The organism is Halobacterium hubeiense (assembly GCF_001488575.1).
Classification (GTDB): domain Archaea; phylum Halobacteriota; class Halobacteria; order Halobacteriales; family Halobacteriaceae; genus Halobacterium; species Halobacterium hubeiense.
The window spans coordinates 2,266,312-2,292,986 of the sequence record NZ_LN831302.1 but is presented as its reverse complement, the minus strand read 5'-3'; the positions used below and the strand labels follow the sequence as shown (position 1 = coordinate 2,292,986).

22 protein-coding genes and 1 pseudogene are annotated in these 26,675 nt (G+C 57.5%); 4 read left to right on the top strand and 19 right to left on the bottom strand.

Going from position 1 to position 26,675, the window contains the following annotated elements; translation table 11 throughout:
• Nucleotides 1–26: 26 nt before the first annotated feature.
• The 12 genes and pseudogenes from HHUB_RS12090 to HHUB_RS16670 form a co-directional block, all read right to left on the bottom strand.
• On the bottom strand, nucleotides 27–452 hold the full coding sequence (locus HHUB_RS12090) for a DUF7555 family protein (protein WP_059057853.1): 426 nt from the start codon (nucleotides 450–452) through the stop codon (nucleotides 27–29).
• Complete coding sequence (locus HHUB_RS12085; protein WP_059057852.1) at nucleotides 452–1,777, bottom strand: ABC transporter ATP-binding protein; 1,326 nt, start codon at nucleotides 1,775–1,777, stop codon at nucleotides 452–454. The genes HHUB_RS12090 and HHUB_RS12085 overlap by 1 nt, the downstream gene beginning before the upstream one ends.
• Nucleotides 1,774–2,865: an ABC transporter ATP-binding protein gene (locus HHUB_RS12080; protein ID WP_157534001.1), complete on the bottom strand. Its 1,092-nt coding sequence runs from the start codon at nucleotides 2,863–2,865 to the stop codon at nucleotides 1,774–1,776. The genes HHUB_RS12085 and HHUB_RS12080 overlap by 4 nt, the downstream gene beginning before the upstream one ends.
• Complete coding sequence (locus HHUB_RS12075) at nucleotides 2,862–4,340, bottom strand: ABC transporter permease (protein ID WP_059057851.1); 1,479 nt, start codon at nucleotides 4,338–4,340, stop codon at nucleotides 2,862–2,864. Before HHUB_RS12075 ends, HHUB_RS12080 begins: the two co-directional genes overlap by 4 nt.
• Nucleotides 4,333–5,349, bottom strand: a complete 1,017-nt coding sequence (locus HHUB_RS12070; protein ID WP_059057850.1) for an ABC transporter permease — start codon at nucleotides 5,347–5,349, stop codon at nucleotides 4,333–4,335. The genes HHUB_RS12075 and HHUB_RS12070 overlap by 8 nt, the downstream gene beginning before the upstream one ends.
• Nucleotides 5,350–5,512: 163 nt before the next feature.
• Nucleotides 5,513–7,336 carry an ABC transporter substrate-binding protein gene (locus HHUB_RS12065; RefSeq protein WP_059057849.1) on the bottom strand — a complete coding sequence of 608 codons (1,824 nt, stop codon included), beginning with the start codon at nucleotides 7,334–7,336 and terminating at the stop codon, nucleotides 5,513–5,515.
• Between the two features lie 483 nt (nucleotides 7,337–7,819).
• Nucleotides 7,820–8,095 (bottom strand): annotated as a pseudogene (locus tag HHUB_RS12060) (hypothetical protein); the annotation flags it as partial.
• 121 nt (nucleotides 8,096–8,216) lie between these two features.
• Complete coding sequence (locus tag HHUB_RS12055; protein ID WP_059058311.1) at nucleotides 8,217–9,143, bottom strand: ArdC-like ssDNA-binding domain-containing protein; 927 nt, start codon at nucleotides 9,141–9,143, stop codon at nucleotides 8,217–8,219.
• A 437-nt stretch (nucleotides 9,144–9,580) separates the two neighbouring features.
• Nucleotides 9,581–10,498 (bottom strand): transcription initiation factor IIB, encoded by a 918-nt coding sequence (locus tag HHUB_RS12050; protein WP_059057848.1) that lies wholly within the window; start codon nucleotides 10,496–10,498, stop codon nucleotides 9,581–9,583.
• 188 nt (nucleotides 10,499–10,686) lie between these two features.
• The gene (locus HHUB_RS17245; RefSeq protein ID WP_394329532.1) at nucleotides 10,687–11,052 is read right to left on the bottom strand and encodes an outer membrane protein assembly factor BamB family protein; all 366 of its coding nucleotides are present in this window, start codon (nucleotides 11,050–11,052) and stop codon (nucleotides 10,687–10,689) included.
• Between the two features lie 129 nt (nucleotides 11,053–11,181).
• On the bottom strand, nucleotides 11,182–11,859 hold the full coding sequence (locus HHUB_RS17240; RefSeq protein ID WP_197570627.1) for an outer membrane protein assembly factor BamB family protein: 678 nt from the start codon (nucleotides 11,857–11,859) through the stop codon (nucleotides 11,182–11,184).
• 322 nt (nucleotides 11,860–12,181) lie between these two features.
• Nucleotides 12,182–13,099 (bottom strand): hypothetical protein, encoded by a 918-nt coding sequence (locus HHUB_RS16670; protein WP_157534000.1) that lies wholly within the window; start codon nucleotides 13,097–13,099, stop codon nucleotides 12,182–12,184.
• Between the two features lie 573 nt (nucleotides 13,100–13,672).
• Between HHUB_RS16670 and HHUB_RS12035 the strand changes: the two genes are divergently transcribed.
• Entirely contained in the window at nucleotides 13,673–14,449 is a 777-nt protein-coding gene (locus tag HHUB_RS12035; RefSeq protein WP_059057846.1) for an MvaI/BcnI family restriction endonuclease, read from the top strand.
• Nucleotides 14,449–15,543 carry a hypothetical protein gene (locus HHUB_RS12030; RefSeq protein ID WP_059057845.1) on the top strand — a complete coding sequence of 365 codons (1,095 nt, stop codon included), beginning with the start codon at nucleotides 14,449–14,451 and terminating at the stop codon, nucleotides 15,541–15,543. The genes HHUB_RS12035 and HHUB_RS12030 overlap by 1 nt, the downstream gene beginning before the upstream one ends.
• 7 nt (nucleotides 15,544–15,550) lie before the next feature.
• Here the strand turns inward: HHUB_RS12030 and HHUB_RS12025 are convergent, their stop codons facing one another.
• The 5 genes from HHUB_RS12025 to HHUB_RS12010 all read right to left on the bottom strand — a co-directional run bounded on the left by HHUB_RS12025 (nucleotide 15,551) and on the right by HHUB_RS12010 (nucleotide 22,161).
• The gene (locus tag HHUB_RS12025; protein WP_059057844.1) at nucleotides 15,551–16,894 is read right to left on the bottom strand and encodes a DNA methyltransferase; all 1,344 of its coding nucleotides are present in this window, start codon (nucleotides 16,892–16,894) and stop codon (nucleotides 15,551–15,553) included.
• A 68-nt stretch (nucleotides 16,895–16,962) separates the two neighbouring features.
• The gene (locus HHUB_RS16665) at nucleotides 16,963–18,042 is read right to left on the bottom strand and encodes a ribbon-helix-helix domain-containing protein (protein ID WP_157533999.1); all 1,080 of its coding nucleotides are present in this window, start codon (nucleotides 18,040–18,042) and stop codon (nucleotides 16,963–16,965) included.
• 1 nt (nucleotide 18,043) lies between these two features.
• On the bottom strand, nucleotides 18,044–18,727 hold the full coding sequence (locus HHUB_RS12020; protein ID WP_059057843.1) for a hypothetical protein: 684 nt from the start codon (nucleotides 18,725–18,727) through the stop codon (nucleotides 18,044–18,046).
• A 24-nt stretch (nucleotides 18,728–18,751) separates the two neighbouring features.
• Complete coding sequence (locus HHUB_RS12015; RefSeq protein ID WP_059057842.1) at nucleotides 18,752–20,833, bottom strand: ATP-binding protein; 2,082 nt, start codon at nucleotides 20,831–20,833, stop codon at nucleotides 18,752–18,754.
• 1,049 nt (nucleotides 20,834–21,882) lie between these two features.
• Nucleotides 21,883–22,161: a helix-turn-helix domain-containing protein gene (locus HHUB_RS12010; protein WP_197570626.1), complete on the bottom strand. Its 279-nt coding sequence runs from the start codon at nucleotides 22,159–22,161 to the stop codon at nucleotides 21,883–21,885.
• A 433-nt stretch (nucleotides 22,162–22,594) separates the two neighbouring features.
• Here HHUB_RS12010 and HHUB_RS12005 point away from each other — a divergent pair, with 433 nt between their 5' ends.
• Nucleotides 22,595–22,882, top strand: a complete 288-nt coding sequence (locus HHUB_RS12005; protein ID WP_059057841.1) for a winged helix-turn-helix domain-containing protein — start codon at nucleotides 22,595–22,597, stop codon at nucleotides 22,880–22,882.
• 663 nt (nucleotides 22,883–23,545) lie between these two features.
• On the opposite strand, the gene HHUB_RS12000 is transcribed toward HHUB_RS12005, so the two are convergent.
• Both HHUB_RS12000 and HHUB_RS11995 read right to left on the bottom strand, forming a co-directional pair.
• Complete coding sequence (locus tag HHUB_RS12000) at nucleotides 23,546–24,403, bottom strand: hypothetical protein (protein ID WP_059057840.1); 858 nt, start codon at nucleotides 24,401–24,403, stop codon at nucleotides 23,546–23,548.
• Between the two features lie 547 nt (nucleotides 24,404–24,950).
• On the bottom strand, nucleotides 24,951–25,544 hold the full coding sequence (locus tag HHUB_RS11995; protein ID WP_059057839.1) for a hypothetical protein: 594 nt from the start codon (nucleotides 25,542–25,544) through the stop codon (nucleotides 24,951–24,953).
• Between the two features lie 212 nt (nucleotides 25,545–25,756).
• Between HHUB_RS11995 and HHUB_RS16095 the strand changes: the two genes are divergently transcribed.
• Nucleotides 25,757–26,269, top strand: a complete 513-nt coding sequence (locus HHUB_RS16095) for a hypothetical protein (protein WP_082687239.1) — start codon at nucleotides 25,757–25,759, stop codon at nucleotides 26,267–26,269.
• Nucleotides 26,270–26,675: the final 406 nt, after the last annotated feature.

Genomic DNA, 26,675 nt, shown 5'->3' with positions numbered 1-26,675 from the left:
TTGGATTCGCATATAGGCCTTGCCTGTCAAACTACCACCGTTCGTTCAAATATAAAGGAGACAACGAGCGTGAGTACGCCGCTGATGAACAGTTTCAGCCCCGTTGAAATCCGGTCATCGGGCGATAGGGGATACCAAACCATCGGGGGGAACCGTTGGACGCTTCGTTGAAACCAAGTCTCACCACGCGGTGGATCTGGTTCGTTCGCCGTTTTCGTCACTCGTAAGCGCCCTTCTTCGGTTCGGTCAACGGTCCAAGGCGCCTCCGGATTCAATAGGAAGAGACTGTACGCGATAATCGCCCAGCCGGCGAGAAACATGCTGAACTCCGCGACAAACAAGCTGGTTCCTGTCACAGCCATAATGAGGAGGCTGAACACGGACACGGAAAGCACAACAGCGACGGCGTAGCCAGCGGCGTCTATGAGCTGTCGCCCGCGAATCCCAACCATTAGTCGTCGACTATTGTCGAATACTCTGCTGTGCCCGTGTATTCCTGCTGATGGCGGTGGCAAAGACTCTCTCTCCCGCCAACAGTATGGTATTCAGGCATTTCGTGGTCACAGATGCTCCCAAAGCTATCGAGAAGCGTCTCGATTGCAGCATCGAATTCATCTGCCTGTGCATTCGCCGTCGCCTTGTTGATGATACCTTCGACGTTATCGGGCACCGAGCGGTCTTCGAAGATTTCAGCAGCGACGTCGTCGATATCCTCCTGGCCGACATCCATCCCCAACAGCCCCTTGACAGTTTCGGTGAGCGACTGGTCGGCATCCGCACGGCTCCGCAGTACAGTCAGGTACTCGTCAATCCCGCGCCAAACCTCCATATCCAGGTCATCGTACTCGTCCGGGCGGATTTTCATCGGACAGCGGGTACTAAACGGACAGCCAGACGGCGGGTCGCGGGGGCTTGGTGGGGTCCCACGGAGCGTAATCCGGTCGGCGGAACTGCCCGGGTCTGGTTTCGGGATTGCCGACAACAGCGAATGCGTATAGGGATTCGCGGGGTCGGTGAAGAGCTCCTCCGTGTCACCGATCTCCATAATGTTCCCCAGATACATCACTGCCGTTCGGTCGCAGACGTGGCGGACGACAGAGAGGTCGTGGGCGATGAACAGGTAGGTGAGCCCGAACTCGTCCTGTAGGTCCATCAGTAGATTCAGGATCTTCGCCTGTACGCTCACGTCGAGTGCAGAAACCGGCTCGTCAAGCACGAGGAAGTCCGGCTCTAAGGCGAGCGCCCGAGCAATCCCAACCCGCTGTCGTTGGCCGCCGGAGAACTGGTGGGGATATCGGAAGTAATGCTCCTTCTGGAGGCCGACGGTGTCGAGTAGCTCACGGACACGTTCCCGGCGTTCTTGCGGAGTCTTCCAGTCGTGCGCGTCCAGCGGTTCACGGATGATTTCACCGACAGTCATCCGATTGTTGAGACTGGATTCCGGGTCTTGGAACACCATCTGCGCATTGCGGCGCCATTCTTTCAACTCATCCTTCTTCAGGGTGGTAATATCCACGCCGTTGAATTCGACGACCCCCTCCGTTGCTCGTTCGAGCTGGATGAGTGTGCGACCGAGAGTGGATTTACCACAGCCGGACTCGCCAACGAGACCAAGCGTTTCACCGCGTCGAATCTCGAAGTTGACCCCGTCAACGGCTTTGACCGGTGGCTTGCTCAGCAAGCCGTCCTCACCGTAGTATTTCTTGAGATTTTGGACGTTGACGAGCGTCTCACCCTGTGTTGCGTCCGTATCGTCTGCGTGTAGTTGCTTGCTCATTGGCTCTCACCCGTTTCTGCTGCGTCATCACCTGCTGCTTGGTGTGTCGTAACTCGCTCCTCGGTAGACTGCTCATCCGGGTACAGGAGGCACGCCGCGGAATGGTCGACGTCCGATTGTACTTGGACTGACTCCGGGTGGACTACCTCACACTCGTCGAAAGCCTTCGGGCACCGGGGCGCGAACCGGCAGTACGTCGGGTCGTCAGTCGGGGTCGGCACCTCGCCCTCAATTGTGTCCAGGCGGCGCTTCCCGGCGTTTTTCGACGGGATGCTTTCGAGCAGACCCTGTGTATAGGGATGTTTCGGGTTTTCGAAGAGGTCCTCGACAGGAGCACTCTCGACGAACTCGCCGGCGTACATCACGTTCACGCGGTCAGACACCTCTGCGATGACACCCATGTCATGGGTAATGAACATGATGCCGATACCTTCCTCTTCTTGAATCTTATCTAAGAGCTCCAGAATCTGTGCCTGGATCGTGACGTCGAGGGCTGTCGTTGGCTCGTCACAGATGAGGACTGACGGATCACACGCGAGCGCCATCGCGATAACGGCCCGTTGCCGCATCCCACCAGAGAACTGGTGTGGGTACTCCCGAAGGCGCCGAGGTGCGTCCGGAATCCCGACTTCTTGCAGGAGGCGAGTTGCTTCTTTCGTTGCCTCGCTCCCACGGAGATTTTGGTGGAGACGAAGTGCTTCCTTGATTTGGTTGCCGACGGTGTAGACCGGGTTCAGGCTCGTCAGCGGGTCCTGGAAGACCATGGCAATATCCCCGCCCCGGATATCCTGCCATTCGGATTCCGAGTTCGTGGTCAACTCGTTGCCGCGGTATTGAATGCTACTGTCGGGCTCAATACGACCGGGGGATTCGACCAGCCCCATTATCGACCGAGCAGTAACGCTTTTTCCAGACCCACTTTCCCCAACGATACCGACCGTTTCACCAGCGCGGATTTCGAAGTCGACACCGTCTACCGCACGAATCACTTCTTTGTCAGTGTAGAACGACGTACGAAGGTTCGACACTGAGAGTAGCGTCTCGCGGTCGTCTGCGTCGGTCGGAGTTGTCATCGTATCAGAGTTCATGCGCCACCTCCAGTTGCTGCAGCGCCAGATTCACCACTTTCGCCGCTTTCAGCTGCCTCGCTCTGCGGGTCGATCGCGTCACGGATACCGTCACCAAGCGCGTTGAATGCCGTGACGACGAGTACGATCAAGATCCCCGGAAGCAGGGAGATATGCCAGGACTGCGTCGTCACGTAATCCTGCCCCAGGTCGATCGCCCGCCCCCATTCGGGGGTCGGCGCGGTGATGCCGAGGCCGAGGAAGGACAGCCCGGCTGTGGAGATGATGACACCGCCCAGGGACATCGAGGCGTAGATGAGGAGATAGCCGAGGACGTAGGGCGCGATGTGTTTCCGCATCGTCGTCCGTGGGCGTTGGCCGAAGCTCTTGGCCGCATCGATCCATTCCTGCTCGGAGACCTGGAGTGCAGGCCCACGCAAGGACCGCCACAGTGGTGGCCAGAACATGAAGGCAAAGATGAGAGCTAACAGCAGCGCTCCGTTGTAGTAGTTCGAGATCGGGTTGCCACTGAGAACCTGCGTCAACAGGATGATGAGCGGGAGCTGTGGGAGCGCCATGATCGAGTCGCTGGTAACGACTGTCAGCAAGTCTGCAAGCCCCTTATAGTACGACGTGATCATGGACATGGAAAGCGCGATTGCTCCCGAAAGCCCCATCGAGACGAGCCCGATAAAGAGGGAGAGACGAGCCCCGTATGCGAGGAATGTGAAGAGGTCTTTCCCATTAGGTAATGTCCCGAATGGATGGTATCTATCGAACGAGTCATAGGTTAGGGGGGCGACGTTCGAATCGCCTGCGCCACGGGACCGGGACTCCTGGTTCGCGAAGCCGACCACCATGGTGGCGACTTCACCGCTTTCGGAGTCGTAGTACTGCATCTCGTGTGAATAGGGCTCAGTAATATTCGCTTTCTGGGTTGTCGGCCCCATGGTCGGAGCGAACAGCGCAAGGACCAGGAACATCGCGACGATAACGAGCCCGAACTGGCCCCAGCGGTGCGTCCGGAGCCGGTCAATCATGTCGTCGCGGGGGGTCCAGGATGCGTAGCGGTAGTGCTGTCTGAACGTTCGGTATCCCTTCCAAACCCAGGCGATACACGCGAGCGCATACACGTAGACGAGAGTGACACGAAGTGCCCAAGCGGCTGCTGGTGACAAACCCATGAAGGTCTGCTGCCAGCCCTCGCCCGGGACGTGATACCCCTGGTTCGAGATGAGGTTCCGGTCCAGCAGAGTGGGGAGGTCGGCAAGGGCGTCTCCGATACCCGCAAGGACACTTGCGCCAGGAGCCGCTGGAAGAACCCCCACAACTTCGTTCCACGGGAGTCCCATCACTGTACTCCAGATTGCGCCGAATTCGAGTGCGATCAGAACCGCGACACCCACAACCCAGACAGTCGCCGGTCGGGGGTTCGCCCGCACTCGTTGCTTGAAAGTCAGGTCCTCTTGCACGGTCGTCCTTGTGTCGTCAGTCATTGTCGTACCCCACTCGTGGATCGACGATGGTGTAGAGGATGTCCTGGAGGATGTTGACACCTACAATCAGCAGGATGAAGATGAACATCAGCGAACCAACCAACGGCAGGTCAGCCTGAATCGTCGCCTGGAAGAACAGGTAGCCAATTCCGTTGATGGCGAAGACTGTTTCGACCAGAACGGAGCCCCCGATGAGGATGAACACTTCGTTGGTAATCACGGGGATGAGCGGAATCAGCGCGTTCCGGAAGATGTGTTTCCAGACGATAGTCCGACCTGGTAGCCCTTTCGCCTTCGCGGTTTCGACGTAGTTCGAGTTGACCGTTTCGAGGACGGCTGTTCGCGCGAGTCGGACTTCGTTGCCCATCGTCGAAGAGCCGAGTACGAGCGCGGCCGGAGCAATCTTCTTGATTGCCTGCAGCAGGCTCGTCGGGTCCGTCAGGTTTGACAAGTCGGGCGGCGTCACAATCTCTGGTGTATTGACGAGGAACGTCTGCCATTCGAACCCGAAGAGGAGGTCTTCAGAACTGGAAAGGACGGCCACCAGGATAACCGCGAGCCAGAAGTTAGGCATGGCGCGCCACACGATGCCGCCGAAGGAAGCAAGGTAGTCAGAGAACGTGTTCGGGTTGAGACCGGCATAGAAACCCAGTGGAATCCCGATGAAGATCGCGATAACGACTGACCAAAAGCCGAGCCAGATCGTACGGGGGGCGTAGGTGGCAAGCAGTTCGTACGTACCTGTGTCGCGGCTATAAACCCAGGACTGACCGAGGTCAAACGTAAACAGGTCAGTCATGAAGTCGATGTATTGTGCCCAGAGGGGCTGGTTCAACCCGAGCTGTTGCTCGATGCTTTCGTAAGCTGCAGGGTTAGCGTCGGGACCAAGAATCGCTCCCACGGGATTCAACGGCCCCATGCGGACGATGACGAAGGTCAGTGTGGTTCCCAGAATGATCACCGGGATGGACATGATGAGACGCTTCCCCAGATAGGTCCATCGTGACATTACGGATCACGCTCCTGCTCGTGGTGTTCTCTCATGGCAAGTATCGAAACGTATCGCATGTATGGAAACGGGTGGTGGTGGGGGTCATACTACCTGTTCAAACCTGCAACGGGGTACCGGTAAATTTCGCACTCCCCTACAAAAAGGGAGCGGTTGCAGACGGCTACTCGACGTCGATTTCTTCGGTTTCGTACTCTACGCCCAGATTGTCCAGGAGGAAGTAGTCCCGGTTGCTGTTCTGGGAGTTCGCAAGCCGGTTCCAGGAGTACACCAGATCCTGGGCCGTGAATTCACTCCCGTTGTGGAACGTCACACCCTCCTTGAGCGTGAAGGTGTAGGACGTGTAGTCGTCGGACACCTCGTAATCCGTCGCAAGATTGCCTTCCGGAGTGACCTCAGCGTTGGGATACTGCATCAGCCCATCGAACAGCTGGGTGATGACTTCACCGGACGCCGTGTCAGTGGCAGCGATGGGGTCGAACGTCGTAATCGACCCGGTCATAACGTCCTGGAAGGTGTTCGAGTCACCGGACTTCGTGACCTGATTGAGCTTCTGGCGGCTGGGACCAGCGCTGCCGAACCGGGGCATGTCGACAGTGTCGTAAGAGATCCGCTCGTCGTATGGGTGGTAGAGCGGGATAATGACGGCGTCTTCCCAGTTGTTTTCCTCCATCTCGAGGTAGCGTTCCTGGCGAGTGGACGCGGCCTCGTCAGTCGGCTGAAGGTTGTCCGTGATCTCTCCCCAGGCGTCACGGTTCGCCTGCGCAGCTTCGGTGTCCCGCCAGTCCGTGTAGGCAAGCGGGCCGGCCTCGGAGGTGTTCGTGAAGTCGGGATTGAGAAGCTGCATGAAGCTGTGCGGATCCGGATAGTCCATGAGCCACCCCAGCAGGAACATCTCGAGGTTCCCGTTCCGGCCGCGCTCAAGCAGCGTCGACCACGGCGTCGGTTCGACGGAGATGTCGATGTAGACGCTCTGAAGCTGGTCGCCAAGGAGACTTGCGACGTCAGCGTACTGTGAGGTCCCCTCCTGGTGTGCGAAGGTAATCTCCACGCGGTTGTTCGGGCCGTAGCCCGCCTCCTCCATGATCTGCCGAGCGGACTCGAGGTCCGCTTCGTCAACGCTGTAGGGGTAGTCTTCGCCGTGGCTGTCGTAGACGTCCTGCCCGCCGTCGAACAGTGTCGGCGGCGTCAGGTGCGTCGCGGGGAGGCCACGAGATTTGAAGACCTCCTCGACAATGGATGTCTGGTTGAGGACGTACGCAACCGCCTGGCGAACCGGCTTCTCGACCTGCTGGGCGTTGAACCCCAGGTACTGCGTCCCGGCAGACAGCACGCGCAGGTAGTTGGCCGTCTCACCGTTGTTCATCGGCCCGTACGTGCCGTAGTCACGGTCACGGTCGTCCGTCCCCTCGACGGAGATTAGATCCGGGTCGTATTGGGACGTCGGCATTGGCGCGATGTCCGAGTTCTGGTTCTGGCCGTACTGGTAGCTCGCGTTGGAATCCTGAATGACCTGCCAGTGAACCGCATCGAGTTCAGGACCCTCACCGTGGAAGTCATCGAACGCGGTAACGTCAACAGCGGTCCCGTCAGACCAGCTCTCGAACTGGAAGGGGCCCGTCCCGACGGGGTCCTCGGAACCGAACGTCGACTGATCGACTTCACCGTCAACGTCCGGCAGGTCGTCGACGTAATTCTCCGGAACTGCAGCGAACGAGGAGTATGAGAGCATCTCCATGACCTGATGGAACGGCCCAGTGAGCTCCATGGAGAACGTGTAATCGTCCTCAGCCTCGATCGCGAGGTTCGCAATTTCCCGGGTGCTCTGTTCGGTCGTGGTCGTCGTCTCGCCACCGCCAGAATCACCCGTCGTCGTCCCGCTACCGCCGTTATCGTTACTGGAACAGCCAGCCAGAGTGAGGGCTGCGGCAGTCCCGCCGGCGGCCTTCAGGAAACTTCGACGCTGCATGTCATTGTCATCCGTCATTACACACCGTCTGTTGAATACTTCGCCAATAAAGCTATCGTTTCAATCGGCGGTTTCCCGAAGTATTGCCTGTAAATAATCGAAGAGAACCCGGATATCGGAAAACGATTATTTTATAAACCACGGATTATGGGTGTGTTTAGACTGTTTTGAAACTAATAACACAACGTTCGCCATTCATAATTATTTTACCTTATATTTGGGTTGAATCGGATAACGACGGCACTCCCATCAGATTCGTCACCAGAGAGCTACCCTTCGCTGAAGACGGGGAAAGGTCTTCAAACTCCCGACCACAGCAAGTTGTCCCTAACAGTCACCAGCGTGCATAGCAGTGAGGTGGGGTCGAAGTCGATGACTTGCTTCTCCTGGGCATCGCTTTGCTCTGGATGGCTCGCCACTCGCCGTCGATGCCCACTAAAGCCTCGGAGAAGCCGGCGCCCTCATTGCCCGGCACCGCGCCCTGGACGAACCGCATGTTGGTTAAGGCTCGTGGCGCGCTTGGTCCGGGAGTCGGCCATCGGGCCGGGGCACCCGGCCGAGCTTGAGTTCGACGTCGACGCGCCGTAGATGCTTGCAGCCGCCCTCGGGCGTGCGATACTTCCAATCCGGGCAGGTACACGCTTCGGCGACGATGTCGACCTCGTACCAGCTCCCGGACGCGGTCCGGACCTCGTAGCGGCCGCCTTTTTCCAGCAGGGAGACGGCCATCGCCTCCTCGAGCGCTCGCTTCGTCCGTGGTTCAAGGTCGGTTCGAGCGATGCCCCGTGGGACGGTTTCAGGAACCGCGCTGAGTTGCTGGGAAACCATGATTCAGTGGAGACGCGAGTGCGCCTCCACCGCTCCGCGGGCGCAGAAAAACACGGCCGCGGCCACGAACCTACGCGTCCAGCGTCTCGATCAGCTCCTCGGCCGTCCGGCTGATACGGTCCAGTCGCTCGCGAACGACCTCAGGATCGTCCGATTCCCACGCGGCGAGGTAGAACGCCGACCGGCTCGTATCCAGCCCGCAGTACCGTCCCACGATGTACGCGACTGACTCTGCCTCGACCTCGCGTTTCGACCGTTCGGCCGTCTCAGTCACGCCAGCGTGTAGCAGGGCGTGTGCGTACTCGTGGATGAGCGTCCGGGCGAGGTCCGCGTCGTTCTCCCGGTCACGGACTTCCACAACCGGCTGCGCGTTCAATGGACTGAGCCGTTCACAGACACCCTTTGCCTCGCCATGCGTCCATTCATCCGCGGGAACGATGCGCACCGTCACGTCGAGGTCATCCGCCATGTCCAAGAGTCGTGGCACGAGATTGCCGGCGTCACCAGTTGCCGCGGTGTCGAGGTCGGGAAGCGGCTCACCCTCCGTCTGGGAGACGTCGAAGACGGGCGCCGGGTTGAATCCAACGAGGCCTTTCGACCACTCCTCGGGCGGCGTCTCGTCGTACTCACAGTCACTGTCCTCGTGGTAGCTCGGCGAGTTCTCGCACTCCGGACACTGCTTGGTGATGATCGGCGCCCAGATCCAGATGGCCGACTCGCCCTCCTTGACGTGGCGGTCGAACTCCTCCTGCCACGTCCGATACCCTGCCACCCGGGTCGCCTCCGGGTACTGGCGTTTAATCAGGAGCGTGTTCCGATACGAGTAGTCGTGGAAGCGACTCTGGACGTCCAACCAGTCCTGGAATTCGTTGCTGGCTTGCGCGTCGTCGACGCCAGCCACGAGCTCGTCGATCCACTGTTCGATGGTGCTGTGCATCTCGTCGGATCGCGTGTCGGTCTCCTCGAAGGAGACCGACGAGGCACTAGCCGTCATCACGGACACCACGACCCGCCTCTCAGGAGGCGCGCCGCACCCCTCGTGGCGCACGAAAAACTGCTACGGAGGAATACGGTCGACAGGTATTGCAGAGCAGCGTAATGGCGTAACAGCAGCGACTAGTACGGGCGTCTCGCCATTCCAAGCTCGGCAGGCCACGTCGTGTACACGAATCCCTGACTTCTGGCGGGCCTCATTTGGCCTCGCTCAAATACTCAAATAGCGCGCCGCCGTGGCAGGTGACGCCGTTCTGGCGACAGCACGTCCCCAGCGTTAACCAACACTGGCCGTGAATCGCCACGAGTGTTGGTTAAGATGGTGGGTGCTGAACGAACCGCAGCTACCCGCGCCCGGTTGTCGGAACGAACGTAGGCGCCCAATCTGTTCCCTACGGGTTTGTCGGGTAGCCGACAGCAACACGGGTCCCAGCAACCACCCTACAGTTCCAGTTCGCGAACCGTCTGTTGATGCGTCCGCACCGTCGAAACACAGACGTCGGCTGCCTCCGCGACCCGTGTTTTCAATGGGTGCCGGCCACGCTCACGCAGTGCCTCGTAGAGGCACGCCGCGGCGAAGCCGGCTGGATGCACGCCCGCTGTCACGCCAGCCGTCTCGGCGCGTTCCGCGAGCGTCCGCGCCTGTCGGCGAACATCGTCGGGACACGCGAGCTCGGAGGCGAGGCGCGGCACGAACGCGCTCGGTCGCACTGGCTTCGCCGGTAAGCCAAGTTCCGCGTTCAGCGTCTGGTACGCGTTCTTGACGCGAGACTGCTCGACGCGTGCCGGCACCGTGACGTCGTCGAGCGTCTGCGACCGGCCGGTACAGCGACACGCGCCGTAGACGCTCGCCGCGGCAATGCCTTCGATCGACCGCCCCTGCAGGAGGGCTTCGTTCTGTGCGCTCCGGAACAACTGACACGCCTGGTCACGGAGCGTCTCCGAGAGGCCCAGCGCACTGCTGATGCGTCGCACCTCGCCCAGACCATGTGCGAGATTACGTTCGGCTTTCGACTGGAAGCGGCCCCGGGACTGCTCGCGGCGCAGCCGCCCGAGCTGGCGGCGCTTCCGCCCCGAGAGCGTGTTCCCGCTCGCATCAGTGTGTTTCCCGATCTCCGTCGAGAGCCCACGGTCGTGACGTGCAACCGTGAGTGGTCCGCCAGTCCGCTGTTTCTCGTCCGTACAGGACCGCCACTCCGGCCCGTGGTCGATGCGCTGTTCGTCGATAACCAGTCCGCAGTCTTCGCAGACTGTTTCGACGACGTTCGTAGTGACGCGACCGCCACATTCGGGACACTGATTACCAGTAGTCTGTACGTCCTCGTCGAAGCCACGCGCGTAGCTGTCACTCGTCGGCATCGTTGATTCACCGAGTTCGAGGCGTCCGCCATCGTGGCGAACCCCTCACCCACTCAGGGGTCGAAAAACCCGGCCGCGGTGCAGAAGCTCGGTTTCCACGGGCGAGCGCGCTGAGAACCCACTGCTTTGGTGATGGTCGCGGTACCACCTGGGATGCGTCCGGGCAAGCGGCCGCCGCTGAAGGACTGCTACTCGGGGTTGCCGAGCGCGGTTACGGTCGCAGCGTCAGCAAGGAAGACAGCAGTCGGAGCGACGATGACACGACCACGCCCACTCGCATTGGTTGTCCAGTGCTCGTCGCCCGCCGGGGACGAACGCGCGATGAGCTGCCCATCCCCTTGCACGAGAATCGAGTCTCCAGCGACAGTCGACGCGCCGAACTGCGCGCCCGCCACTTCATGCATCCATGCTTGCTCACCCGTCCGGTCGATGGCGTAGAGGGCGTCCTGCGTAGCGGCGTACACGTGGCGGTCGTCGACGGCGAGCGGGCATTGCGTGTCTCCGCGGACGTTGAACGTCCACTTGCGCGTCCCCTCGTGGTCGAACACGATCACGAGTTGGTGACTCTGGACGACGATTCCGTTCGAATGAACGACTGGCCCGCCAGTGATTGCCGGCGTGGACGCCGTCCACTGCGTGTCGCCAGTCTGGGTGTTTAATGCGACGAGGCCTGTCTCGCCCGACTACGATCCGACGTAGACCGTTCCGTCCCTAACGGCGACTGCGTTGGCGAACGTCCCCCGACCACCGTCGATGTCGACGTCGCGTGACCACAGTTCGGTCCCGTCGGCAACCAGGAGCGCGTGGACGCGGCCACGCCAGTCGGGCACGTAGACGACGCCGTTCGCGGTCGTCGGTGGCGCAGTCAGTCGCGCGTCGATGTCGACGAGCCAGTCCTCGGCACCGTACTGTGTCTCGAAGCCGACGATGCGGCCCTGTTCGAGCGCGCGTTTGGCTGTGACGACGACGTGGTCGCCGCTCACTGCGGGTGGGCCGACCGGCTCCGACCGCAGCGGCACCTGCCAGCGCTCGCTACCAGTCGCCGCCGACAGCGCGTGGAGCCGGTAGCGGTGGCGTGCGGTCTCGGTGATTGCGTCGACGGGGACGTACAGTCGGCCGCCAGCGAATGCGGGCGTGCCAGTGCTTCGAGCAGCATCAAGTTCGATTTTCCATACGGAGTCAGGGTTCGTCGGGCTCGCGTCAACCTGTCGCGTGTGACTGGCGTTCTGGCCGGCCATCGGCCACGCGCCCGCGACGTCGCCGAGGTCGCCGGACGGCTGCGACTGCGTGAGACAGCCGGCGAGGGCGGCGCTTGCAGTCCCGATTGTTGCGAGGACCTGGCGACGCGTCCGGGAGGGCATACTGGGGACGTTCCGGTAGAACAGTGGTAAGCCTTCGGGGGTCAAAATCGCTTGACGCGAGTGATGCCCAAACGAACTGTGTGGCAGCTGACGCCGATTATCAACACCTTGACGCTGATAAAATCGCATTCCTGACGCGGTCCTGTGAGAAGGTCTGGCGTTTCAACAGTGCCTGCCAATTCGCGAATACCACACCCAAACTCGACTAACCGTATTTGGAACAACTGCTAACCGTTCTACCTCCGAACTATCGACAAATCATTCTCCCAGTGACATCCGCAAGCACACACACTTGATATGCGAATTTGGCCCATGAAACTGTTTAGCCGAAAGTTTGCCGGCGGACACGATACCAGATCGAGAGAAGAATGAACAGCACACCTAACACGACGATAGCCACTTTGCCTTCAGAATTGAGCCAGGGGTCAAACACGAAAATCGTCGCGAGCAGTCCCGCAATTACGGGAACGGTGGACTCGTTGAGCGACCGAATATAGACGCTCGTCGCGTTTCGTGTGACTTTCACCGGTTGGCAAACTCCAGAATCAAGCGGGGTTGAATCGTCCGCATTGCTTTGTTGTCCAAGTTTGAGTTCGTTTCGACGCTCAGCGTCAAGGTAGATCTCAGGGATATCAACGTCCGTCTCTGCAAGACCACTGATACCCAGAACGTCAACCGGATCAGGATATCGGTCAGGGTTCTGTTCTATCTGTTGGTTCTTACGACCGGTGACTTCGTCCCGCAACGGCAATGCCTTCAACTTCGTAGATTCTTCCGCAGATTCGATAACAACGCGATCACCTGCGGTGATACCGAGAGCATCCATCGTGGTCTCGCTAATCCGACAAACATTAAATCCGATATCCGGATGAACGCTTTTCCGGACACGACAGAGTACCGGTCGTTTGCCGAAAACATGGTCAAGACGTTTAGTTCGGTGGTCCGGGGGCGTCCTGTCGAAAACTTGAATTGACTCTCCCGTTGGGACACCGAGTGCGTACCGTAAATTCGACCCGATGCCGATCTCTCCGGGGTCTAAGTGAGTGACGTTTCTAAGGTCGGCTTTACCGAATATAGCGAAGGTGGTGCCGTTGTGTTCAGCCTCAATTCTAAGGGGGTCTCCGTGGGAGAGTGCCGGGAAGTTGTTTCTGCGTGTATCCGGGGATAGCTGGATGTTGTAGGAGTTGGGCCATTCCCAGTCCTTGGTTGACCGAACGGTCAAGGCCGCCGAATCGGGCATAAGTGTAGGCTCCTTATATTTAGTGTAAATTTATTTAATTCTGGTGGAGGACATAATCGACGTACTGCCATACAGGCACAACCACCGCTCTAATAGTTACTGAAGAAGATGACGCCGATACCGACGAATGGGGTCTCTTTCGACGACCAGGGGACCATCGACGTCCCGCTGTCGTGTGATCCCGAGTAGCCACTTGGTCAGCGTGGTGTGCATGTAGCGTCGGCAAGCGAACCAACTAGTTCCTGATGGTGGCTACTCAGCGTGGTGAAATCGCGTTCCACATTACTGGTGGGACTTGCCCAATTACTCAGGGGGACGAGATTACTGTCCGAGTCGTCGCTTGAGGTCATCGTTATCTTAACCAACACGCATCGCTATATTCGGTCAGTGTTGGTTAACAGTGAGGGGGTGGGAATGAATCGGGTGTTGGTTGGCTGCTTTTGTCGTTAACCAACATGAGTGGGAGTTCAGGGAGTTCTGTTGGTTAATATAACTACTGACAGCTTTCCCTCCTTACTCTGGTAAGTATCCAGTACCCTATCGATAAATACTAGGCTACATTCTAGGGCGACGATGCCGGTAGACAGCTTCGACGAGTTTGTCGACGCCCTCCAAGAGATCGAATCCAAAGGCTTCATCGAGACTCACCGCGCTGGCAACACGGGTATCGGGAAAACGCTCGAGGACCTTCTCGGCATCGAGGAGAACAACATCCCAGGCCCGGACGCCGCGGGCATCGAACTAAAGAGTACGCGACGCCAGTCGAACAACCTCACGACGCTCTTCACGAAAGAGCCGCCGCGAGACCAGCGAGAACTCTGGAACCAAGACCTCGTCAGGGAACTCGGATACGTCGACTCGAAGGACCGCCAAGCGCTGAAAGTCACCATCGGAACCGGCGAGTCGAACAACCGCGGGTTCTACCTCGACTACGACGACAATTCCGTCTCCGTCGTCCACGACGATTACGGCATCTGTGCAACGTACCCGTTGAGCCTACTCCGCGATGTCTTCGAACGGAAGCTCCCCGAGCTTATCCTCGTTATCGCGGACGTCGAGAAGCGCGACGGCCGCGAATACTTCCACTACAACGAGGCGTACCACCTCGACGGCTTCGACGGTGACGACTTCCTCGGGCTGATGCGGGACGGCGTCATCACGCTCGACCTCCGGATGCACATCAAGGACAACGGCAACATCCGGAACCGAGGCACCGCGTGGCGCATCATGGACGAAAGCCGACTTGACGAAGCCTTCGAGGAACGGACACCGCTCCTTGATGGGGAAGCAACTGACGTAGTCAGTGAATCAACCCAGAATACTGGGCAGAACACGCTGGACGAGTTCTGATGGCTGCTGAATTTACAGTCCCCGGAAAGGCCGAGTTTGCGGACCTGAAGGGCCAGAAGAGGGTTCAGCAAGACACATACGACGACCTCAGAACGATTATCGAGGTCGTTAACGAGGCCGAAGAGCCACTGGCGTTCGAGCACGTGCAGTTATTGGCGGAAGAACGCGGCTTCGATGGAAGCGACAACACGTTCAAGAAGCGAGTGAAGCTGCTTTTCGACTGGAAACCAGCGTTACTAGACTGGATTGTCGGGCAGCATCCAAAAGCGGTTTCGTGGGTTGATGTCGGTGCGCGCCACGTGGACGTGGAAGACGTGACGTGCGCCACGATGAACAACGTGAAGCGAGGGTGTGCGGAGAAAGGCGATCTGATGAAGGACGAATACGCGAAGGCGAGCATGCGGGAGTTTCAGGCTCGCTCACTCGAAAACAGCCTTGAGACAGCGGATTTGACCGGTGGATTACCAGATGTCGTCGACGCAGTGATGAGTGAGATTGCGATGATCGCCGCCGACGAACTACCGTCGCGGGTCCAGTCAATAAATCAGGCCACGAAATCCATCGCTGGCGACGCTAACGAGGAGATATACAACCGGTGTCTGCGGAGTATCGGATACTCTAGCGGCGACGAATTCTCGGAGGAGGGCGACGACGCGGACCTGATCGTGTTCTCCGAGACCTCGAATGGCTGCTTGAATGCTGAAGTGAAGTCAGAGAAGTCCAGAGAGCGTGCCAGTCGGTCGCTGATGGACGAGAAGAATCCATGGGTCCTCTGCTCGTTCTTCGACGACGAAAAGGAAGTACGGAATGGCATGTTCGACGGCAACGACCAAGGGACGCGGTGGATCGAGTCCTCAGTTGCGGCCTACGTGCCTCCGTCCACCTTGGCCGACGTAAAGGCTCTCGACGAGAAAGTCGATGACGGGAACGAGGCGTACGAACATCGAACGAACGCCGACCTCTGGGGCTTCGACGGAGCGGAAGCGTTCGATGACTTCCTGTTCCTTCGTTCCAACGAGGAGTTTGCCGCCGATATGCAACACTATCGCGAGCACGGGACGCTGCAAGACTTAGACCCCGGTCACGAGGCGTAAATCGCGATTATTCTTCCGGCGCGGTCATCACGACGATGTTCTCGTTGGCCATCAAGTCGCCTTTGACGCCCGGCTGGTTCTCCGGCGCGTTCTCCCAGGGGAGCGTCTTGTTCGGGATCTCCCGGGGGAGCATGTGCGTCAGTTCGAAGCCGAGGTGTTCGCAGAGCTGCTGGGTGATGAGGTGCGTCGGGATGTTCACGCGGCTCATCGTCCGGTTCGCGACGACCCACGCGACCGGCTGTCCCGGCTTGAGGACGCGCTTGACCTGCTCCATCACCGCGTAGTAGTCGCGGAAGAACTCCATCGCGTCGTCGGACCGGCCGTCCTTCTCGCGTAACGTCTCCAGCGTCGCCGAGAGCGCCTCCGACCACTCTTCGATCTCTTCGAGTGGTTCGAGAACGCGGTTCGACCCGCCGAGTCCGGTCTTGTCGACCTCGCGCATCTCGTCGTACTCGCGGCCCCACGAGACGATGGCGGGGTCCTGAGAGAACTGTCCGTACGCGACGGTCGTCCCGTGGTCGCCGTACGGGGGCGACGTGATGACGATATCGACGCTGTCGTCCTCGACGTCGGCCGCCTCCCGAGAGTCCGCGTAGTGGACCTGTGTTTGCTGGTCGCGTGACGTCTCCCGGCTGTAGTCTTTCATCATGGAGACGTTTTCGCGGACCTTCTGTTCGAAGATGGGATAGACGTCGGGGTCGTGGTCCTCGCGGTCCTCCTCGGAGAGTCGGTACCGCTTGTACTCGCCGTTGCGCTGGTAGCTGACCTTCCGGGTCGTGTGCGAGAGCGCGACGCGGAAGAAGCGGGCGAGCGCTTGGTCGTACTCGCGCTCGAGGTCGTCAATGCGGTCCCGAATGACGGCGAGCTGCGTGAGCTGTGGTTCGGGGAACCAGCCATCCCGCACGGCCGGCTCCTCAACGTCGATTGGCTCGCCAGCTTCGTACTGGGATTCGACGTCTGCTAGCCGGCTCTTCAGCCCGTCGAGGAGCGTCGTCTGTGCGGCCTCGACCTCCTCTGGGTCGAGCGGAATCGACTTTGCTCGCGTGAGCAATACCGCGAGCGGGTTGATATCGTTGGCTTCGGCATTCAAGTCGTGGCGTCGCGCCTCGACGGCAGTCGTCCCGCTGCCGGAGAACGGGTCGTAGACGACGTCGCCTTCCTCGAGGACGCCCTCGTCGAGATAGTAAGAGAGGAGCCGGTCGGGAATCTGGGGGACCATCCGGGCGGGGTAGTTGTGCAGCCCGTGCGTGAGGTACTGCGTGTCCGCGTCCGGGAACGTCCAGTTCACCGCCTCCAGTCCCGACTCGGTGAGAGCGGTGTCAAGTGTCGTCTGGTGTGGATTCTCAGTCATCTATTCAAATGCGTCTACTTGGTGTGAATCGGATTTGTTCCCTCTTGATAGTAGTGATTTGGCGAAGTTCATTCTAACTTACCGGACGGTGATGGTTCGGGGAAATCTTCCGGGTGCTCCTCCAGATTGTAGTGTCCCCTTCTGTCACCTCTAGTTAGAATACCTAAGTCAACCATTCGGCTGATTGTACCACCGGTTTGGGAGCGTACCTGGTTCTCTGTGATGTCCTCCCCAAGTGCATCCTCAGCAGCCAAGAATTGGTGAAGGTCTTCCATACGGGATGTATATGTTCCTTCAACTTCCGAAATTATATCTGATATGTAACACATAAATTCAAATTCTAGATCAATATTTTGTCTAATATGGTCTACCAAGAACCGTCGCTCAGACTCACTAAGTGCAGGTTCCTCGGGTCCATGAGCGAGGAGCGGGTTCTTGTACCGGAGGAATTCTTCCCCGCTCTCAGTTAGCCAGGTCCTCCATGATTCGGAGCCGCCGTCTCTTTTGATGGCTAGGACGCCTAATTCATGACCAAATCCTGCCGGCTCGGATTTTGTTTTCTGGACTTTCCCTACGAAATGGTTTAGAAACCGGTTCATTGACTGCTCTGGATTATTTGAGTCTGATTTAGGGAATCCAGCAGATTTCCGGTTCTTCTTTTTCACATTTTCTTCATTTTCCCATGCCACAATCTCATCCCTCAGAGGCTCTACTGCATTCTTAATATGTGAACGGAACGTAGAGAGAGTGATCGTTTCATCATTCGATTGGTACAACTTCGCTAATTCATACAGTACAAACTTCAGTGGAAGGAAGCGATAATATTGCGAGAATAGAAGTTGATCGTCTCGTTCTAGCGGGAACGCAGTCTCTAAAGGAATGGTTTTGGGAACCTGATATCCCCACTCAAATGTAGAACTTGGGGTTCTTGGGCGGGTCGCGTCCTGATCTCCAGTTATCGTTCTCAAGGAGTCCGCTGAACCGCCCTGACTCCCTATCTCGGATGAATTAATGTCTGTTTCTTCTAAGTCCAGCTGATTCTGGATAGCTACACGGATGAACTGATTTGGCGAGGCGTAGGCACCTTGTTTGACCAGCTGATTTATTTGTTCGTACGTATCAGGGTCAACCTCTGCTGGAATCCTCATTTTACTTGAGTTCTTGCTCGATCCGATCCTCGCTTGGAGGCTCTTCGTCGAGCATCTGGTAGATGTTAATCACGTTCTCAACCGCCGGTTGGTCTACTCTATCTCGTACTGCTGTGACTACTTCGGTTAGTTGGCGATCGCCATTAGAAATGTCGGACCATGCCCGAACTTCATCTTGGGACAGGTCATCTTGATGGCGAATACGATCGTAGATGTCGCGAGCTACCTCGTATTTCGACTTTGTTTCTGTAGGTTCTGATCTCTGTACCAACTCAGACAGAATCGTATGCCTGTGCTCCGGATTATACTCTGTGTGGGTTTCTCCTTCGCTGTCCGGGAAGGCCTCGTAGAACAAGCGATATCGGTAGGCGGATGAGTCACTAAAGCGCTCGACTGGGAGGATTTTAAATAGAGCTTGAATATCGGCCTGATCGTCTTTTTGCACACTTGCTATCTCTTTTCCGAGCTTCCAAGCTCGCTTATTTCCACTGTACTCTTCATTTATGTCATACAGGGATAATATTGTGTCTTTATACTTCTTCATCATCTCCTGCAGTTCATCGTCCTCTTCCTTAGTAAGAGTTCGAACGCCACCCTTGTTGAGAGCCGGAAACCTACCCCGACGAGTCTCTTTGATTTCTATGGAGTATTCGCCGTCCTCGATCTTAGTATACAAATCGGACATAGTGTGGATTAGACGGTCGCCTACTTAATTGCTGTACTCGATGTTGTGCCGCTGCTCGATTTTTGCTTCTAGATCGGCTAACAGTTCTGCCCGATCGGTAAGCTCTTGCCGAAGTACATCAGCTGCCCGTTCACCGTCGATCGTAATATCGTCGTCTAGTAACTCTTCTATCATATCGAAGTTACGTTCCAGAATGAGTTCTTCGGCACCCCACTCGACGCCGAGTTTCAGCTGTATCTCATCCCGAAGGTCGTCGTTATCGACAATCGCCAGTGCTCTCTGCCACTCTGGACGAGTCGTGTTGATCGTCACTTCAAATCCGTCCTCGTTCTCGCTCGTCAGGGCCTTCCAGTTCTCCTCCTCATCAGGGAAGAACGTAACGGCATGAACGATAGAGGCTTTCCCGTCACCGTCATCACCTCCCTTTTCTTCCCCTTCATCAACCGGACCGTTACTCGTCTTCGTTGATCTTTCTGGGTCCCCGACTCGGATATAAATCTTCGAGCGGTCTAGTTCTTCCTGCTCCTCTTCCTCACCCAATCCGATAACATCCGGACGAGAACGAACCGAGGCGCTGAACGCGTATATCCCCTCTTCGGAGGGACGGATGCGCTCAATATCAAACGTTTCAGTTTGGTTCTCCCCTACGTGTACTTTTTTCGGGGTAAATTCACGGTGGACATCGTTATCTGGACAGCTAATCTCGATATCGTAGATTTCGTACTTCTCACTCTCGGGATCTTTCGGGTTTTTAACTGTTACTGACAGTGGGATGGTCTCCCCTGGCTCGAAGTCGCGGTCACCAGCCTGACAACGGAGTATATCGATATCATTTCCGGTTTTGGTTTCACCCTCATCTTCGTCGCCTTCCCCTTCATCAACCTCAACGCCCGATCCGAACGAGCGATACGAGCTAAAGTCGTCAATATCGGTGAGCAGATCGTTCAGCTCATCTGTGATGTTACTCGCGAGCTCTTCCGATTCCTCAGTCGTCCGCCCTTTCTTGAAGTGCTCGTCGTGCAGTTTCCTCAACTCCTCTTTGATGCCAGTATCACTCTCGAAGCCGCGGAAGTTGGTGTGGGAGTTATTTTCTAAGTCCGGGCAAAGCTCACGGACGTCACACCAACCAATCATCTTCGCTGGCTGCCTCAATGAAGGAATACGATGAGGTTTGTAGTCGTTCACACACATGAACGGATCCCCATCGATATCGCCCTTCAGCATCGCGACCCCGCTCCACGGCAAATCGTCGAGGGATTCCGTTCCGACTACAACAAGATTCTTTACCTGATATTCGTCACCCTCTGCAGTGAATTTCGGGAGTTTGCCGAGGTGGAGTAGTTCATCCGATTCTCGTGCAGCCTTCACGTCCGGAGGACTTGGGATGTGGGTCTCTCCGTCAATAGTGTATTTTACGCTCACGTCATCTCGGAGTAGTAGAAATGTAAACTTCCGGATGAGTACATCTTCTACTTCGTCCCAATCGCTCAACTTCTCGAGGTCGTTCTCCCGGACACCAGTGACGTGAATATACGTTCCTTGAACGTCATCTGGTAGCTGCGAGCGGCTCGCTGCTGGAGTCTTTGCACGACTGTACTTGCCTTCCGGTGTTATCGTCAGCGCGTGGTGTTCCGATCCTTGACGAGACTCTACGTACGTTTTATCCTCGCCGCACATGGCGATGACGTAGAATCCGCGGCCGTACGCGCCAGCCTTCGTACCAGTTTGCTTACTTTCGTTAGGCGTGTCTATACCGACGAGATTGTCCTCGAGAATCTCCTTCGTCATCCCACCGGCGTTGTCTTCGTAGGTATAGGTCGCGTTCTTGGTGTCGATCGATATCTCGATCTCAAGTGTACTATCCTCCTCAAGGACCCCCATCTCCCTGTGGGTCCCGAAGGCGTCTCCGCCATTCTGTATTGCCTCAGCAATACTTCCCATCCATGGCCGGTCGTAGTCCTCTCGAACTCGTTTTAGGGTATTCTCACGCTCTACGGGCACTTCCCGGTCAATCTCTGCATCATCTGCGAACTCAGGGCTTCTCGCGTCCTTTTCGTCGTTCGAAGCTGAGTCGCCGGCCTCAAGGTCTAGTTGTTCCTCTGTCATTCGTATAGGTTCTATGCTACTCCTATACACATAATAGTGGCGGAGAAATACACTATGCTTCTGTTTGAGATTATACTCCTAAGCATAAGGGCCACATATAGTATGTGGGGGCTTACGAGTGGACCTACTGAACCGGCATTCTACGAACCCACCTCGATTGGTAGTAGTGAATCGCCATCCCGGTGAAGAACCCGGCTCCGTGGCCGACGAGATTCGTGAAGCCACTCTATTCTGCAAATCCGCGGGAAAACTCATGACCACCAGGTATAGCGCCGCGAACGTCCCGAAGAACAGAATCACAGCGAGGCGTTGGTTGTCTCAAGTTCACTTGAGGAGTCAGTCGACGGCGACGTTTCCACGTCCGCCTGTGGTCAATCAGCTGGTAGAGGTCGTTTTTTGCTGGAGTAGCCACGAGAAGTAAGATGGGATGTCGCTTTCCGGTAGTTTGTCGTCAATAGCGAACTGGAAATAGCTCCAACCAAGAGAATATTATTTACTGGTCCCGATAGCGGGTGAGAGTAGGATTACGAGGAGTGCTAGAATACCCATCAGGCTATTCCAAACTTGAGGAGAAGCACCTACTCGATTCATGGTTAGATTGTATATAAATTGACCAAGCCCTCTGATTAACAACGCATCTATGGTCAAGACGACGGTGAGGACTGTAACAGCAAGCGTAAGCCAGTATACTTTCCGTTGATGTCGATCGCCTACATCCGACCCAATTCCGAGGTATAGAAGAGATAATGGCTCAACTTCTGCGACTGAGACGACTTCGACGAATCCATAGTTTGCTTCAACTGCTCGAATCTGGACGGATTCAAAATGGGGAGAAATTCGATGACCATCGAAACTAAATGTATAATCCCGTAGAAGATTATCCCTGACAGTGGGTCGAGTGAAATCGTTCGGTTGGCTTTCTGATGCAGACTCGAGATTCTCAAAGAGTTCGTCGGCATTTTCTCGGAGTGCGTAATCGAAACGCACCAAGACCAGTCTTCGGGGTACATGGTCTAAATAGGGTTTATTGTGTCCCGGTAGTGGGCGATCTAGTTGTCCTCCAATTCCTCGGTCGGTAGCTCGCCTTCGAGCCACTTTCGACCACGCTTGGAGAGCTTGTACACACCCCGGTCTTCGTCTGCGTACTCAATCAGGTCGTGCTCGTGTAGCGTTAAGACGTGTTCTCGAACCGCTTGATGGCCCCAGTCAACGTTCTCAGCAATCATCGAGGGGGTGAGTTGAAGGTCCCGGTTGCGCTCGTTCCAGAGACGTTCAAGGATGTCTCTATCTACGGGAGTCATCCAATCCGCCAACCGGGGCGTCGCCATACCACTGGTCACCTTCCGCGAGCCGTATTACTATTTTCATGGATTCAGGCAGGCAAACTCGACAGCTGTCCTTACAAACTATATAGTGGGTAAGAACCAAGTATCTCACAAACTAACCAGTTTGTAACGGGGCTTCCGGCGGACCCGTCGCTCCCCGATGGGTCTTCATGAGAAGGTGCGGACCCCGTTGCTCGGAACAACGGGCCCGCGTGGGGCCTCGTAGATAAGGTACGAAGCCCATGTTCGAATCCAACGACAGCGACCAAGAGCCTTCTGTTGTACAGCACCGCAAGAACGACGGCTGCCCGGTCTGCAGGGCATTAATTCGTACAGTCGAACGACGCGGCCCGGGCGATGTCGTGGTCCAGACGTGCGGTCACGAAGTCGGAGACACGCTCGCGCGTAACTTCCCGCGCACGGAGGTCGATGCGTGATGACTGCGGACGCCGACGGCGTCGACTGGGACGTGCTCGGGTTCGTGGTGGCCTCCGACTACCGGCGCGCAGTCATCAATGCGCTCAACGACGATGGCCCGGCGACGCCGACGACGCTTGGGGAGCGCACTGGCCTTGAGATTACGCACGTCTCGCGCACGCTCACGGAACTCCGCGAGCACGACGTGGTCGAACTGCTCGTCCCCGAAGAGCGCTCGAAGGGGCGCTTTTACGGGCTGACTGACGCTGGCGAAAACGTCGCCGCGGAGGTAACCTCGCATGAGTAACCACCGGCCGGGTACGCCTCCGGATGACGTCGAGTGCGACCCCAGCACACGACCCGTATCTCTCGCAAGGTGACGAACTGGAACGCCTTCCACGCGAGCACACGTCCACCGCCCTGCCTGCTTGACTCCGACCACGAGTCAACGGAACACCGTGGGAAGCGTCGCCTCTCGGGGACCCCCGGTGATTTCCATGCGGCCGATATCTTCCCGAAGTTTGGCGGACACGCCGAAACCCGGGGCGGATCACAGCTGGTGTTATCCTCTGGGGACGTCCGCGCAATTCTTCGGGAGACGACGGATCGGAGTGAGTGGCCCAACGAGACGATTAAGCGAGCGATGACGTGGACAGCGAACCTCACCTCTCGTCGCGATGAGAAACGCGAGTGGGACGCATGTGACGACGAGAACCTGCTTACACTACGGCATGGGCGGAGTGGAGAGTTAGTTGTGGACATCGGCGAGTATCGCGAGTATTACGCGGAGTTGGAGGAAGACCAAGAACAGACTCCGTCGCGATAGCGGTCTTGTTTCTGAGTCCACCACTCCCAAAGCTGTGACTCCGGTTGTGGCTGCCGGCTGACCGGAGGGAGGCCGGGAGCGGAGGGTGGGGCGGTGGGGCTTGGGTCTGGTCTGGCACACAAAAAGAAAGAGACCACATCCTCGCTATGCTTCCCACCACCGACCGCGCTCCGGGAAGTGGATATCGGACCACCCGGTCAGCGCGATTGAGCACCGGCCTTCGTACCAGTTCTTCGCTGCTGCCCGGAACCTGACCGTCTGGCCTTCGCGGACAACCGTCTGCCCGGATTTCTCCCAGCAGGTGAACTTGATTTTCCCGCTGTCATCCGCTATCAGCCCGACTTGCTGAATCGCGCTACTGCTCGGTTCCCAAAGGGTCTGCACAGTTCCTTGAACTGTCACCTCACCGACCGGGACGTCCGGCACCTCCGCAATCGGCACGACCCGTCCTGGAACCGCCTTCACCTCCTCAACGAGCTCCAACACCGCCGACGTCACGTCCTGGCCGGCACGAACCTTCTCGGCTACCTGCCGCGCGATGGCCGCACTCGTCCACCCACAATCCACTTCGTCCTGAATCCGCATCGCCTCTCGATTCACCTCCGCAAGTTCCTCTCTTGTGAGGTGCTCCCGCGGGTCCGTCCGTGCAGGCTCGGCACGCCCACACTGGTCGGCGACCACGTCACGCGTGCGCTCCTCCCGACCGTTCTGCCGACCCAAGTCAGCACGGGCACTGATGTGTTCGAGTTCGGCTTCCCGCCCGAGAATGCGTTCCTCCTGTTCGAGGGTGACGCCGTGAATCCGCTCGGCGCTCGTCTCCTTGATGCCATCCGGGTGGTTCGCATCCACCTTCGCTTGTGTTTCCTGCTCGACCGCGGCCTCGAACTCCGGCGTCTCGTCGACGACCGGGAAGCCGTCTTCAGCGTCCGCCTGCTCCTCGGGGTGCTCGAATGCCTGTTCAGCGACCGTAACGACCTTGCGACTAGCGTTGTTACTAGACATTGGAGTTCACTAACTCCGAAGGCGCTCACGCGCCACCACCGCGACTCCACTCGCGGTTTTCCGACGACAACGACCGACAGACCCATCTGCGCGCTCTCGCTCGCGCCTTCGCGAGCGCCCCACCGGGGCGCGAGCGAGAGCGCGCCTGCATGAGGTGGCCCCAACCAGCACCGCGCGCCGACCCGCCCGGAGCGAGCGGCCAGCACGCAAGCCGGTTTCGTGTCCGTCAACCGAGCGACCACCGGGAGCGAGGGCGACGCAACCGAAAGCGCGCTTGGTGCTGGCGCCGAGGGCACATTCATTTTAGCCCGGAACAGGCGCGGGCGGTGCGGAGAGCGCCCGCATGCCCGGAATGGTCGGTCGCGAGCGACGCGGAGGGCGGCAGCGGCGAGCGGGGCGGGCCGTATCGTATACAGGAAAATGGCAGCCTCCAGACGACTAGGCCAGCGACCAAGCGCGATAATTCTCGCCCTTCAGTGACCGTTCAGACCGTCTATTCACGTATCCCGTGGGTGTGTATTGTGTATGATGTGTTACAACTACCGGATTATTGTACGACCCTTCGATACACCTGTCTGATGGTCGGCCACCAGGCTTGATTGCTTTCAACCAACAGTGACGTCTGGAATCCAATATAGAACAAGACGCTAAGGAGGGCGAACGCCAGTCCGGGCATTACTGCCCAGTTCAGTGAGAGTTCAAATACGCCGTCGGTCACCTGCAGACTGCTCATCCAGTCAAGGAGATACAGCCCGGAAATAGTGCCAGCGTACAATATCGTGAACGTAGTCAAACGATGAATCCTCGTTACGGTTTCAGCCATCCGGCCAGTCATCCCGGACAAGGAGGGTTCTAAATCACTCGGCACCGGCCAACTCGATCGTGGATCATTGAGCCAGTAGATGTTCGTCTGCCTGCCTGCTTCCGCACTCAGTAGTACTCCTCTATCAACCAAAGAGTTCAGACGCTTCCGAGTTCCCTCATCGCTGAGGCCGGTCATCTCAGCGACGGCTGATTTACTCAGGAACGGCTTGTTCGCGTTCACAAAGCACCTTAGTAGTGCTTCATCTGGAACATCGACAGTCGAGATATCAAGCAAGACGTCCTGGTTGATGAATTCAGGCAATTCTGTGTCACTCATAAGCTACTGTTCTTTACTAACAAGGTCCTCTTGAAACTCCTCGTGAATCGGTGGTTGCCAACTACGGGTTTGCGGTCACCAACCGACCACTGAGCGAGTGCAATAACCCCCCGTAGCGTGACGGTACTGATCGAGAGACAGATGACAACCACACATTCGAAGCGTTGGCTGGGGCAGAACAGAGACACCATCCACCGAGTCGATACTAAATAATGCGATTGGAAAAGATCCACCGACGAATCAAAGCGAGCAATTACAAACCGTGGCAGGTCTATCTTCTCACCGCCTCCACGCTTGGCGGACTAGGACTGTATTTCAATGTCGGAATCATTACGTCTGCGCTTCGAACAATCGAAAGGGCCTCATCCGGGTTGGAGTGGCTAGTAATTCTCGGAATCCAAGGAGTATTGATCGGTTTTGTCGCAGAATCCCTATATGAGCAGGGCAACAGATACGCCAAGGCAGCCAGCCATCTGTTTGGATCAAAAGACCGGACGCTATTCTTCCGAATTGGTGTGATGACCGTGGTGTCTGGAATCATCACGAAGGTAATTCCATCTGTTCTTGAGCGTGCGACCGAGTATTTCGTCATCCAGACCGCCGGCGCCGTCATCGCACTCGGAATTTTCCTGATTCATCAAGGATCTCGTAACTGGAATATACAAACTGAGTGGCCTGCGATTGTTGCCGGTGCCATACTGGCAATCGCACCGAGTCTAGTGTAGCCGGTCACTTATCAACTTGAAATGAACAGGCCGTCAAGCGGCCGAGGGCTTTTCGGGGTGGTCTCTCCCACCGAATCAAGCCTGACTCCCGTCCCCCCACGCTTTCCCGCTGGCACCGAGGGCACATCCATTTTAGCCCGGAACGGCGACCCAGCACTGCGAGGGAGCCGCATGCCCGGAATGGTCGGTCGCGAGCGACGCGGCGGGCGGCAGCGGCGAGCGGGGCGAGCCGTTACGTAAGCAAAGAGGGAATCTCCGGGTATGCCTCCGTATCAGAACCGCTATTTCGTACTGAAGTCCACAGGAGCTGATTGAGACCTCGACGGAAACGACGGAGTCGAGGACGGATACTGAGGCAACCCCGACCCACACCGACTCGCCAACGTCGTCCCAAGAATCGTCTTCG